The organism is Shewanella submarina, from assembly GCF_042646185.1.
GTDB lineage: Bacteria > Pseudomonadota > Gammaproteobacteria > Enterobacterales > Shewanellaceae > Shewanella > Shewanella corallii.
The window spans coordinates 24,583-37,335 of sequence record NZ_JBHRTD010000012.1 but is presented as its reverse complement, the minus strand read 5'-3'; the positions used below and the strand labels follow the sequence as shown (position 1 = coordinate 37,335).

Annotated in this window: 9 protein-coding genes and 3 tRNA genes; 3 read left to right on the top strand and 9 right to left on the bottom strand. The window is 46.0% G+C overall.

Annotated elements, in window-relative coordinates; translation table 11 throughout:
• From rfbD to ACFOE0_RS09140, 6 genes are all read right to left on the bottom strand, one after another.
• Positions 1-882: a dTDP-4-dehydrorhamnose reductase gene (gene rfbD / locus ACFOE0_RS09165; RefSeq protein ID WP_248935589.1), complete on the bottom strand. Its 882-nt coding sequence runs from the start codon at positions 880-882 to the stop codon at positions 1-3.
• The gene (gene rfbA / locus ACFOE0_RS09160) at positions 879-1,766 is read right to left on the bottom strand and encodes a glucose-1-phosphate thymidylyltransferase RfbA (protein WP_248935588.1); all 888 of its coding nucleotides are present in this window, start codon (positions 1,764-1,766) and stop codon (positions 879-881) included. The genes rfbD and rfbA overlap by 4 nt, the downstream gene beginning before the upstream one ends.
• Positions 1,767-1,823: 57 nt before the next feature.
• A complete protein-coding gene (gene rfbB / locus ACFOE0_RS09155) occupies positions 1,824-2,885 on the bottom strand; it encodes a dTDP-glucose 4,6-dehydratase (RefSeq protein WP_248935587.1) in 1,062 nt (353 codons plus the stop codon).
• Between the two features lie 216 nt (positions 2,886-3,101).
• A complete protein-coding gene (locus ACFOE0_RS09150) occupies positions 3,102-5,261 on the bottom strand; it encodes a polysaccharide biosynthesis tyrosine autokinase (RefSeq protein ID WP_248935586.1) in 2,160 nt (719 codons plus the stop codon).
• Positions 5,262-5,373: 112 nt separating this feature from the next.
• Positions 5,374-5,814 (bottom strand): arsenate reductase/protein-tyrosine-phosphatase family protein, encoded by a 441-nt coding sequence (locus ACFOE0_RS09145; protein ID WP_248935585.1) that lies wholly within the window; start codon positions 5,812-5,814, stop codon positions 5,374-5,376.
• Complete coding sequence (locus tag ACFOE0_RS09140; RefSeq protein WP_248935584.1) at positions 5,814-6,881, bottom strand: polysaccharide export protein; 1,068 nt, start codon at positions 6,879-6,881, stop codon at positions 5,814-5,816. Before ACFOE0_RS09140 ends, ACFOE0_RS09145 begins: the two co-directional genes overlap by 1 nt.
• A 1,736-nt stretch (positions 6,882-8,617) precedes the next feature.
• Between ACFOE0_RS09140 and ACFOE0_RS09135 the strand changes: the two genes are divergently transcribed.
• On the top strand, positions 8,618-9,139 hold the full coding sequence (locus ACFOE0_RS09135; RefSeq protein ID WP_283106421.1) for a type II secretion system protein: 522 nt from the start codon (positions 8,618-8,620) through the stop codon (positions 9,137-9,139).
• A gap of 513 nt (positions 9,140-9,652) precedes the next feature.
• Here the strand turns inward: ACFOE0_RS09135 and ACFOE0_RS09130 are convergent.
• The 3 genes from ACFOE0_RS09130 to ACFOE0_RS09120 form a co-directional block, all read right to left on the bottom strand.
• Positions 9,653-9,729: transfer RNA gene (locus ACFOE0_RS09130), tRNA-Met, on the bottom strand.
• A gap of 40 nt (positions 9,730-9,769) precedes the next feature.
• Positions 9,770-9,846 (bottom strand) — tRNA-Met (locus tag ACFOE0_RS09125).
• A 184-nt stretch (positions 9,847-10,030) separates the two neighbouring features.
• A tRNA-Met gene (locus ACFOE0_RS09120) sits at positions 10,031-10,107 on the bottom strand.
• Positions 10,108-10,394: 287 nt separating this feature from the next.
• Here ACFOE0_RS09120 and rlmKL point away from each other — a divergent pair.
• Together rlmKL and ACFOE0_RS09110 are read left to right on the top strand one after the other, a co-directional pair.
• Positions 10,395-12,521, top strand: coding sequence for a bifunctional 23S rRNA (guanine(2069)-N(7))-methyltransferase RlmK/23S rRNA (guanine(2445)-N(2))-methyltransferase RlmL (gene rlmKL / locus ACFOE0_RS09115; protein ID WP_248935583.1), 2,127 nt, complete (start codon positions 10,395-10,397; stop codon positions 12,519-12,521).
• Entirely contained in the window at positions 12,514-12,753 is a 240-nt protein-coding gene (locus tag ACFOE0_RS09110) for a glutaredoxin family protein (protein ID WP_248935582.1), read from the top strand. The genes rlmKL and ACFOE0_RS09110 overlap by 8 nt, the downstream gene beginning before the upstream one ends.

Below are 12,753 nucleotides of genomic sequence, written 5' to 3'. Positions count from 1 at the left end.
TTAACTCGTATACCGTCTTAGGTTCTTGAGTGCTAGCTGCCAGTCGCTCGGTTCAATTCCAAACTCGGTATGGATTTTCTTATTGTTTAGTGTGGATTTCGCGGGTCGCTTAGCAGGTGTTGGGTAATCATTTGTTGAAATAGAGGTTACTGACATTTTTTTGTTCAGCAACCCCTGTTTATTAGCCTCGTTGAAAATGGTTTTCGCAAACTGATACCAGGAAACATGGGGCAGTCCTGAATAATGGTAGACACCAAACCCTTTATGATTGTTTTGTTTGATAGCGAATGAAATCTCAATCAACACCTTTGCAATGTCTCCTGCATAGGTAGGGCCACCAATCTGGTCTGACACAATACCTAATGTATCTCTTGTCTCTGCGAGACGCAGCATGGATTTAACAAAGTTAATTCCATATTCACTGAAGACCCAAGCAGTTCTCACGATTACATGACGCTTACAGGCATTAGCTACAGCAATTTCACCCGCCAGTTTACTTTTGCCATAAACGCCCTGAGGACCCGTTTCATCATTTTCTATGTATTCGCCTTCTTTGTCGCCGGCAAAGACATAATCCGTTGAGATATGAAGTATGGCTGCACCACTTTCTTCAGCGGCTTTGGCCAAGTTCTCAGGTCCATCCCGATTTATGGCATATGAAAGTTCTACTTCTTCTTCGGCGCGATCAACTGCGGTGTGTGCAGCAGCATTAATAATCACATCAGGTTGAAAAGATTGCACAACGTCAGTTACGGCATTTGAATCTGTGATATCAAGCTCGTCTCGTTCCAGTGCAATGAACTTTACTCCGTCTACGCTACTTAGTTGCTCAACCAAGCAACGTCCTACTTGGCCAAAGCAGCCCGTTACCAATATTTTCATGACTTGGCACGTTCCTCCGCAATAAGACGAGTCAGGTATTGTCCATACTCATTTTTCAACATCGGCTTAGCGATAGTCTTGATTTCTTCATTCGACAGCCATCCGTTATGCCAGGCGATTTCCTCTAAACATGCCACTTTCAGGGCTTGCACGTTTTCAATGGTTTGAACGAATGAAGAAGCTTCATGCAGGCTTTCGTGCGTACCTGTATCTAACCAAGCAAATCCGCGTCCCAATAGCTCAACGTTCAAAGATCCGTTGTTTAAATACATTTCGTTTAGCGAGGTAATTTCGAGCTCACCTCGGTCTGATGGTCGCACTTCTTTCGCTAAATCGACGACGCGGTTGTCATAGAAATAAAGGCCTGTTACTGCATAGTTTGATTTCGGTTTTGCTGGCTTTTCTTCAATAGAAATAGCGCGCATATGCTTATCAAATTCGACGACACCAAAACGCTCTGGATCTTTAACTTGGTAGCCAAATACAGTAGCTTTTCCATTTTCAGCAAGGTCTCGTGCATTTTTGAGCTGTTTGCCGAAAGACTGGCCATAGAAAATGTTATCCCCCAATACCAGACACACACTGTCACTGCCAATGAAGTCTTCGCCAATAATAAAAGCCTGGGCAAGGCCATCAGGACTGGGTTGAACGGCATACTCCAATGAGATACCAAAGTCCCCGCCATCACCTAGCAGGCGCTTAAAACTCTCGTTGTCTTCCGGTGTAGTGATGATAAGGATTTCACGAATACCCGCGAGCATCAGCGTCGATAGTGGATAGTAAATCATCGGTTTGTCATACACAGGTAGAAGCTGCTTTGATACACCACGGGTTATTGGATAAAGTCGCGTGCCGGAGCCGCCAGCGAGGATGATGCCTTTCATAATTTTTAGTACCGAGAATTTGAGATACGAGAAATAGCCCTAAAGGTCACAAGCCGATTAGTTTGTGCCGAGGCGTTCACAGGAGTAGGAGCCATCCTGCACACGTGACCACCATTCCTGGTTATCCAAATACCACCGCACAGTTTTGCGAATGCCGGACTCAAAGGTTTCTTCTGGTTTCCAACCCAGCTCACGCTCAATTTTTGCTGCATCAATTGCGTAGCGGACATCGTGGCCGGGGCGGTCTTTTACATAGGTGATGAGATCCTGATACTGCGCTACACCTTCAGGTTTGTTAGGTCGCAGTTCTTCCAGCAGCAGGCAAATGGTTTTGACCACTTCAATATTGGCTTTCTCGTTGTGACCGCCGATGTTATAGGTTTCACCAATCACACCTTGAGTAACTACTTTGTAAAGTGCACGTGCGTGGTCTTCTACAAACAGCCAATCACGAACTTGCATGCCGTCGCCATAGACCGGCAGGGCTTTACCATCCAAAGCATTGAGGATCATCAGTGGGATCAGTTTTTCCGGGAAATGGAATGGGCCGTAGTTGTTAGAGCAGTTAGTGACAATGGTAGGCAAACCGTAAGTACGCAGCCATGCACGAACCAGATGATCACTCGATGCTTTTGAAGCGGAATAGGGGCTCGAAGGCTCATAAGCGCTTTCTTCAGTGAACAGGTCGGTCGTGTCTTCAAGGTCACCATAAACTTCGTCAGTAGAAATATGGTGAAAGCGGAAAGCGGCTTTCTTATTACCGTCAAGCGCGTTCCAATATTGGCGCACAGCTTCTAAAAGGGTATAGGTACCGATGATGTTAGTTTCGATAAAGGCAGCTGGGCCATCAATAGAGCGGTCAACATGCGATTCTGCCGCCAGGTGCATTACCGCATCCGGTTGGTAGGTAGCAAAAATGTCATTCATTGCACCACGGTTACAAATGTCGGCTTCGACAAAGGCGTAGCGTTTATTTTGGACAATGTCAGTGAGGGATTCCAAATTACCGGCATAGGTGAGTTTATCAACGTTGATTACACTGTCTTGGGTGTTTTGAATAATATGGCGCACAACGGCAGAACCGATAAAACCTGCGCCACCGGTAACTAGAATTTTCACTATGATTCTCTTTTAACTGAAGCCAAAAAATTAAACACTTAGCTTTTTAAAATAAGTGTTGGAGAAGGACGTGAGATAGAAGCCTAAAGATACGAGACAAAACCAAATTATCGATGAAAAGCTTGGTATATAGTTTTACTTTATGCTTTATATTGCCAATGTAAGTAGGCAATGCTGTTGGCGAAATTGGAGGCGCCTTCTCGCGCCTCTATAAACCTATTTATATGAGTAATTGTAATACCCGTAAGCCCCGCCACCATAAGCATTGGCCGCTTTACGCTCTACTGCGTTAAGAATAAAACCCTTAACCTCAATCCCAGCCTTAGCAAAGCGAGCGTTCGCTACTTCAATTTCTTTGACTGGGTTCATACCGAAGCGTCCCACCATAAAAGTGGTGCCTGCATGTGCACCAATGATAGAGGGGTCCGTTACTGCCAATACCGGTGGGGTATCAATCAGCACTATGTCATAATGTTGCGAAGCCCACAGCGTAAATTGTGCAAATCTTGGGTGCATTAATAGTTCGGAGGGATTCGGTGGGACTTTACCTCTGGTGACCAGGTCCAGGTTTTCTACTGCCGTTTTCTTTACAACTTCGTTAATTTCCTTTTGGCCTGATAGTACGTCGGAAAGGCCATTGTCCCACTGTAAACCAAAATGACGCTGTAAGTAGCCTTTACGCATATCTGCATCTATAACCAAAACGCGCTGACCGGTTTTGGCAATGACAGCTGCAAGGTTTACTGCAACGAAAGATTTACCAACATTTGGTGAAGGGCCGGAGATCATCAATATGTTGTTTTTGGCTTCCATCATGGCAAAGTGCAAACTGGTACGCAGGCTGCGCAGTGCTTCGATAGATAAATCAGCAGGGTTTGCTTCGGCAAGCAATGCTTCTTTTAGCGATATGTCCCGCTTGTTTTTCGCCTTTTTTGCAATTTGTGCCTGTAATTCTGACGCAGGTAAGCATGCATAGACTGGCAAGCCGATGGCTTCGATTTCATCGGGGTTTTCTACACCACGATTAAATGCTGCTTTCAGCAAAGCAATCCCAACCGCTAACATGGCACCCAACAATGTAGCTACTACTGCAATCAACGGCTTTTTCGGCTTTACTGCGCGAGTGTATGCGGCTGCTTCATCCAAAATGCGCACATTGCCTACTGTGCTGGCTTTTACAATGCGCAGTTCCTGCACTTTGTTTAACAGTTGCACATAGATTTGCTGATTGACTTCGACGTCACGGGTTAAGCGTAATACTTCCCTTTGGGTCTTTGGCAGCTTTTGGGTCTGAGCGGTGATTCTATCGCGTTCAGCCAACAGAGTTTTTCGTTTGTCCAGTAGGGCTGAGTACACAGGATGTTCATGGGTAAAGCGCTGACTGATTTCACTTTCTTTGAAGGTCAGCTCATTTAGTTGCTCTTCTAATTTCACCATAACATCTAATGTTGCTTTGGCTTCCAGCGTTAAATCTACGGATTCATTCTGTTGGCGGAATATATTAAGTTTGTCTTCCGCTGCGGTCAGCTTTAGTTTTATATCAGGCAGATTTTTACCCAAAAATTCCAGGCTTTGCTGTGCTTCTGCTGCATTGCGTTCCACATTCTGCAGGAAGTAGTTTGTGGCAATGTCATCCAGCAGTGCTTCGATCTGCTCCTGATTTGTTCCTTCAAAGGATAATTGCAACACGCCGCTTTGCTTACCTCGCTCACTCACTGCCAGGTTTTGTTGCAGCCATTGAATGGCATCAAGGCGACTGCGTTTTGCCAGGGTAAAACTGTCACTATTTTCACCTTCAATCGCACGCACCATCAGGCTGTAGCCGTTAATTTGTTTGGATTCGCCTACCTGAGCTCGCAGTACTTCACGACCTTCACTGGTCTCAAGCATAACCTCGCCAAGTTCGGTATCGGTGATTACTAAAGTAAAGGTATCTAATTGGGCATGTTCTGGCACCTCGAAGCGAGCAACATCAGCACTAATCAGGCTGCCAGTAAGCCGAGCAATACCTTTACCCACTATAGGAAAGTACTGGGGGTTAACAAGAGTTGTTAAGTTAAACTTATCGACGGTCTTGCCCAATACCATACGAGATTTGATGATTTCGATTTCTGTGGTCGCCGATGACTCACTGGCAAACAGTTCACCCATGTCACCTAAAGCAGGCATGCCGCTGCTTTTTTCTTCCACCTGAACGAGTGCATCAGCCTTGTACACAGGAGTAGCGAGCAAAGCGTAGCTAATGCCCAGCATTGCAAATGCTATCGTTGTTGAAGCTATCAGCCACCGAGCATCAATCAGAATGCCAAACAGTTTGCCCAGATCGATTACTTCAGAATCGTTCGACCCGGATTGGGAAATATTTGTTGTTGTCATAAATGCCAGTCAATTTAGAAACCTAGAACCTAGAACCTAGAGTCGAGAGGTGAACCTGAATATTGAGCTTCCGGCTTTTCTCTTGTCTGCTTTTGCATATCTCGCGAATTGTTTATAGTCTTTTGGCCCATGCGTTGGCCGCTTGGTCTAATAGTGACCATGCGAAATCAAACGCTTCTAGGCTTTGCCGATAGGGGTCTGGAATATCTTTTTGGGCAATCCATTGTCCAAACAACATGGTTTTGCCTCTTGCGGTTGGCGCAATTTCACATACCGCATCGATATGACCTTTTTCCATCACCAGAATAAGGTCATATTCAGCGGCCAATGGTTGGGTCAGTTGCCTGGCAGCATGTCCATCAAGGTTGATATTGTGTTTTTCAGCGACCTGGCTTGCCATTTTGTCAGCTGGCTTGCCTGTGAGACGGCTTTTTTCTACAGCAATCCCTGCTGAACTTATGTGTTTGGCGGGCAGCAAGCTTTTAAGCAATGCTTCCCCGGTTGGTGAGCGACAGATATTGCCGACGCACACCACTAAAATTTTGTTAAACATTACCAGTTCTTCACCCTGTGAGCGCCTTCAGTCAGTTGATTAAAGCCGGCAATAGAAGGAAGCAGATTACTCATTACTCGGTTCCAACGGGCAATCGGAGCGGCAGTTACATATACAATGTCCTGAGGCTGCAGTTTGAACTGATTGCCCACAATCAGGTTAGTGGCGTTGGTGATGTCAAGTTGATAGACATCGGCAATGATTTCAGGATTGTCACTGTGACGAATAACAAAAATGCCCGTCGCATCTGAACTCAGCTCATTGACACCACCCACGGTACCGATAGCCTGAGTCAAGGACATCTCGTCTCGTCCCAGGGTGACCACTGAAGGTTTGATAACTTCGCCCAATACGTACACTTTTTGATTGTCGTTTAGCGGCACGTGGACAATATCTTTGGCCTGCAGTAAGTAATTGTTGGATGTGACACCGTTTTGCATCAGATCCCGCAACGACAATGGAATGACCTTGTCACCGCGTGTGATAGTTACACGGTTCCAATTGGCATCTTCTGTAATGCCACCAGTCTGGTTAATGGCATCCAGTAGGGTTAGTGGGACGTTCGTTATTGGCAGTTGGTTTGGTTTAGCAACTTCGCCGGTGATGTAGACCTTCTGGCTTCGGTACGCCGCAACGCTAACATCTACCTGAGGTTGCTCAATGTATTTGGCTAATCTGGTGCTAATGTCTTCGCGGATCTGACTTACTGTAAGACCTTCTACTTTTACCTTACCTATATAAGGATAAAAGATGTTTCCGTCAGAGTGGACCACATTGCCAGAGTCTGCCGCAGATCGGTATGAGCCGGCTGGTGTAGTCAGTTCCGGGTGGTCATATACGATGATGTTCAGTACATCACCAATGCCTACTTGGTACTCGTATTGCTGATAAAGCGTAATGCTGGCGACATCGTGAGCGGCTTGCTTTTCGATCCGGTTAAACGACTGAGCATTCTGAAATGTAAGCTGATGAACAGTTAAGCCATCGTTTGACAGTTCCATATGGGAACCGGTTGCACAACCGCCTAACAGGGCAGCCATTGCTAAAATAATAATCTTTTTATTCACTGCTAATACCTATTGAAATGAATAAACGCGTTTTATTCATTTTCATAGACACTAAATAATGCTCCGCTGTTGAGCGGCAGCGGGGACTTAAAGGCGTCCGTTACCATTGATTGCTGAAGACAGTGCTGATGAGCGTTTAGAAAAACTTAACTCAGATTCCAGTTCTGGCCGTTTGGGTCGTTTTATAGAGAGACTGCCTAGGACTGTTGAGTTGCTTATCACCAGGGAGCCAAGCGATACGTAGTCGTTCATTGGTGTGAGACTGAACGTTTAGGAATCAAAAGACATGGCTACCGCACGGGTTTGTCAGCTTCCCACTCGCTGTGCGGTTAAAAAACCGTCGATACTTTCAATTGTTAAATCACTAACTATTAGCTGCGGATAACCCTTATCTGGTTATCACTACAATCAACAGTGATGTTTGTTTAGCCTTAAACTCTTGAACTTAAAATAAAGTTTAGGGTGGCAAATTATTTAGTTCTGATTGACAGATGACAATATCTTGACTGTGTCAGTCTGTATCGATTGCATCGATGTCAGTTTCAGATGTTTGCAACTGTTATTAATGTTGCGCGCTGTTATTTATTTATGCGGTTTCTGTGAATTGGATTGTTGAATAAGAAACGTATATTCAAATTCGGTAATCTATATGCTTTGTAATCACTTACCTTCTATACACTGTCAGCGTGCGCTTTTCTTTAATAACAACCTATTTCGTGTTGCGGTATTGTTTCTAAACGCTGTTTGGTAATAAATTTGCTCTGCACAGCTCACATAAACGGATTTCCACGCTTTTTGTGATCTACGTCACGACGGTGCGCAACTAAAAATTAGCCGTTACATGTTGTCTGGCTTAATATTTCTGCAAGAAGAGAGACAAATGATAGGTGTGGTGTAGGAGATATCTCACACGTGGTGAAATGGATATTCCTAAGCAGCCATATCTCAATCTTACTTCCGCACTAAACAGTTTATTTATCCTGCAATCTGTACTTCACAAACTGAGTGAAATTCATTCGCTGTTTTCTGCTGTCAAGCTTCGAGCCATGACCACCATATGGTCACCTATGCAAACGTCGTATGTAGGTAGAGCCCAGGACACAGAAAAGAGAGTGCGGATGATAGGGAGCTCAATCAAAGTAAGTGACTTATATTCGCTTATAAAAGTAGGGCGGGGGGATTGAGAATGCTGTTGGCACCGCTTTGTCGTTCTAAGTATCAGCCAGAGACATCAGCGATCCCAGAACAAAGGAGTGGGGCGTATGGGTGTGGTCTGTGAGGAGGGTAGGGACCTGTCAGTCCTTCACTAGGTGTATGTACATGTTTTTATTGTTTATTAAAGTCAGATTATATTCGTTTATAGAGTTGATATCACGACTACCTAGAAGATCAGAGGGCAGTTATTACACAGTATTGGATTAATAGAGACCTCAATCAGTTTTCAATATTAGACAGTAATTAATTTAGGGAGTGTTTATAAGTCGAAGGCAAATGCGTTTTGGTTATTCTTTGCGCTGCACATTTATTGCTCGCCTATATTTGATTAAGCTGAAGAATTGAATGCTTTACAACCTTGTTCAATCAGCGTGAACACCAATCTGTTAGTCAATTATTTGGCGGGTGACAAATAAAATAGAGAGCTAAGTCACAATTCGCATTCCAATTAGGCGTGATATCTCAATCCTTAAGTATAATCACTGTGCTTATTTATTTACCCAGTTGTTAGAGGTGTTGTTTTGAAAAAGCAAAATGGTTTTACCCTGATTGAGCTCGTAGTTGTAATTATTATCCTGGGCATTCTGGCTGTAGTTGCTGCCCCTAAGTTTATTAATCTTTCCTCAGATGCTCGCGAAGCTGCTTTGCAAGGTGTAGCTGGTTCTATTAAAGGTGCTAACGCCATGGTTCATGCCAAGGCACAGGTTGCAGGCGTTGCTGAGGAACCTACTGCCAACGTGAATTTGAATGGAACCGCATTTGTTGCAGCAGCTGGTAAAGCAGTGACCCCGGAGACATTCGGTGTTGTTTATGGCTATATTCCAGCTACTCAAGAAGCTCTGCGTACTGCGCTTGAGCTGGACGTTAAAGAGTGGGATATCGCTGCAGATGCAGGCGTTGCAAAATCAGCTCCGGAAACAAAAGCTGATGAGTTGTCTATAAACATCAAACAGAAAGATGCACCTAATGGATGTTACGTTACATATACTCAGGCAGGTGAGGGTGTAGCTCCAGTAGTAGAAGTTGTTGAAACTGGTTGCTAATATATTTAATTAGTTTTTATTAAGGCTCCTATGGGGCCTTTTTTTGTGCTCTTGTACGGTGGTTTACCTCGTTGAAGGTTAATTCAGTAAAAGTTATCGGAGTTGGGCGCCAGTTAAGCAGTGCGGGAGTCTAGGGTTATTGCACTTCCTACTACTGACGGTATTTCCTTGGGAAAAATAGAATCATGGGTTTTGTCTCGATTAGGAGGTATCTGCAAAACCGTAAAGCTCTCTAGCAGTAAGAGCTGTGCGGGGCATACCACGAATTTTTGTAAAGATAGCTATGTTCTACTGACCATCATACTGCTCTATTTCGATCGATAGTGGTGTCGGCAGTGTAAGTTGCAAAAATCCGCGAGCAGACTTAAGTTCCTCAGAGAAGAGGTTGGTTGCGAGAGTGGACTTGATATGAAGCCGACGGCCTGAGAGTTATGATGTGTTTAACGGAATAGCTGGGAATTTAAGATACAAAAAACCTGCATGTGCAGGCTTGTTTTCTCTCTTAAAAAGAGTTGGTTGCGGGAGCCGGATTTGAACCGACGACCTTCGGGTTATGAGCCCGACGAGCTACCATACTGCTCCATCCCGCGTCCGAATTGTAGTTATCAGTTTTACTTCTTAATAAGGAAGTGGTTGCGGGGGCCAGATTTGAACTGACGACCTTCGGGTTATGAGCCCGACGAGCTACCATGCTGCTCCACCCCGCGTCCGAATTGTTTGCTGTTTGTTTTGAACCTTTCTGTCAGCCAGAAAGTTGGTTGCGAGAGCCAGATTTGATGTGAAGCCGACGACCTTCGATTCTTTATGAAAAGAGTTGAGCCCGACGAGCTACCATGCTGTTCTATCCCGCGTCCGAATTGTAGTTATCAGTTTTACTTCTTAATAAGGAAGTGGTTGCGGGGGCCAGATTTGAACTGACGACCTTCGGGTTATGAGCCCGACGAGCTACCATGCTGCTCCACCCCGCGTCCGATATTTCTGCTTTGCTCAGCTACTGCGTCGAAAGCGGGGCGAACTATAACGACCGAACTTTTTCATTGCAAGCCGATTTCGGGAATATGCGTTTGTTTGCCTGAATAATCATCGATGTTTGCTGCTTTGTATTCAGGGTGTTGGCGGTTGGCTCCCTTAAGGTTTCATAAGATGAGTGGCGCAAAGAGTCGGAGCTACTAAATTTGAGAACTGTTTATACATAGATGAGGTTCGAAGGTATAATGCGCCACTAAATTACGAGCAAGCCAAAGCATCAACACACATGTTTTCATTTTTTGCCGCAGCCCCCAAGGGCTTTGAATATGCCCTGGCGGGCGAACTGGCCGAGCTTGGCGCCTCTGAGATCAAAGAGAGTGTGGCCGGCGTCTATTTTTCTGCAACTCTGGAGCAAGCCTACCGAATCACTTTGTGGACTCGTTTGGCCAGCCGGATTGTACACATCATCTATAAAGGCCCTTGCGAGTCTGCTCAGCAGCTGTATGACGCTGCTTACTGTATTGACTGGCCAAGCCACTTTGATTACCGCAACAGCTTTGCCATTGATTTTCATGGTACCGGCGGTTTTATCAATAACACCCAATTTGGCGCGCTGAAGATTAAGGACGCGGTCGTTGACCGTTTCCGTGATGATTTCGACCGTCGTCCTGACGTCAGCCGAACTGATGCGGACTTCCGTATCGACGCTCACTTCCGTAACAACCAGGTGACTATTGGACTTAACTTCTCAGGTGGCGCTTTGCATCAGCGTGGTTATCGCGATCGTACTGGTGAAGCGCCGCTGAAAGAGAATCTGGCCTGTAACATGTTGGTGCGCAGCGGCTGGACCAAAGCGCCTCAAACCTTGATGGATCCATTCTGTGGCAGCGGTACCGTTGTGATTGAAGCTGCGTTGATCGCTGCAGATGTTGCTCCAGCCCTGAAGCGTAGCCGCTTTGGCTTTGAGTACTGGCGCCGTCATAAAGAGGATGTATGGCGTGAGGTTAAGGCAGAGGCCGATGTACGTGCCAACCGTGGCTTGCAGTCATGCGAACTTAAGTTGTATGCATCTGATATCGACTCCCGCGTGGTGGCGTTGGCAAAGCGTAACGCTCAGAACGCCGGTGTGGCCCACCTGATTGACTTTAAAGTGGCTAATGCGCTGACTGTGGAACCTGCGGCTGAAACTGGCTTTATGGTCACCAACCCTCCATATGGCGAGCGTTTAGGTAACATGTCTGAACTGTTGCAGCTGTACTATCAGCTGGGTGATAAGTTCAAGCGTGAGTTTGGTGGTTGGAAGGTGGCGATGTTGTGCTCCGATATCGAACTCATGTCTGCCATCAAGCTAAAAGCTGACAAGCAGATGAAGATGTTCAACGGTGCGCTGGAGTGTGGTTTTAACCTGTACACCTTGCACGCCAAGTCTACCCGCCGCGAAATGCCATCGGCAGAGGGTGTCGATATCAGCAAAGTTGCTGAACCATTTGCCAACCGCTTGAAAAAGAACATGAAGCAGCTGGATAAGTGGGCCAAGCGCGAAGGTATCGATTGTTACCGTATTTATGATGCTGACATTCCGGAATATAACGTGGCTATTGACCGTTACCAGGACTACCTGGTGATGCAGGAGTACGCTGCGCCCGCCAAGATCCCGGAGAATGTGACCAAGCGTCGTATGACAGATATGTTGCTGGCGCTGCCGGTTGCCAGTGGTGTTGACCCGGAAAAAATAGTGGTCAAAACCCGTGAGAAGCAAAAGGGTACCAGCCAATATCAGAAGCTGGATAAAGAGAAGCTGGAGCTGACTGCTCACGAGTATGGTTGTCAGTTCAAAGTGAACCTGACGGATTATCTGGATACAGGCTTGTTCCTTGACCATCGTCTGACCCGTAAGTTGGTCGGTGAAAAGTCCAAAGACCGCGACGTACTGAACCTGTTCTCTTACACAGGCTCTGCCTCTGTACACGCAGGTAAGGGCGGTGCCAAATCTGTGACCACAGTGGATATGTCAAACACCTATCTGAACTGGGCTAAAGATAACTTTGTATTGAATGGTCTGATGGGCCGTCAGTATCAGTTTATCCAGGCTGACTGTTTGCAGTGGGTTAAAGACTGTGAGCAGCAATTTGACCTGGTGTTTATCGATCCGCCGACTTTCTCAAACTCCAAGCGGATGGAAGATTCCTGGGATGTGCAGCGTGATCACGCCAATGTGCTGGCCGACTTGAAAAAACTGCTGCGTCCGGGCGGTGAGATAATCTTCTCCAACAACAAGCGTAAGTTCAAAATGGATATGGATGCGCTGGCTAAGGTTGGTCTGCAGGCGGTGAATATTGATGCCAAACTGCTGCCGGAAGACTTTAAGCGTAACGCTCAGATCCACAATGTGTGGCTGGTGACTCATGCCTGAGACAAGTGTATCAGCGCTTACCCTCTATCATACCGACGGCTGCCATCTGTGTGAGATGGCAGCAGAGTTGCTCAGTGCAATGCAGCTGAACTTTGTTCACCAGGACATTTGTGATGATGAGCAACTGGCTGAACGCTATGGTATTCGCATACCGGTCCTGGCCACCGCAAGTGGTCAGGAACTGAACTGGCCCTTCGATGAAGCGGCAGTGAAACAATTTTTGGGAGTCTAG

Coding starts and splice junctions, on each gene's coding strand:
- rlmKL (WP_248935583.1), top strand. CDS start 10,395: ATGTTTTCATTTTTTGCCGCAGCCCCCAAGGGCTTTGAATATGCCCTG.
- rfbD (WP_248935589.1), bottom strand. CDS start 882: ATGAAAATATTGGTAACGGGCTGCTTTGGCCAAGTAGGACGTTGCTTG.
- ACFOE0_RS09150 (WP_248935586.1), bottom strand. CDS start 5,261: ATGACAACAACAAATATTTCCCAATCCGGGTCGAACGATTCTGAAGTA.
- ACFOE0_RS09110 (WP_248935582.1), top strand. CDS start 12,514: ATGCCTGAGACAAGTGTATCAGCGCTTACCCTCTATCATACCGACGGC.
- rfbA (WP_248935588.1), bottom strand. CDS start 1,766: ATGAAAGGCATCATCCTCGCTGGCGGCTCCGGCACGCGACTTTATCCA.
- ACFOE0_RS09145 (WP_248935585.1), bottom strand. CDS start 5,814: ATGTTTAACAAAATTTTAGTGGTGTGCGTCGGCAATATCTGTCGCTCA.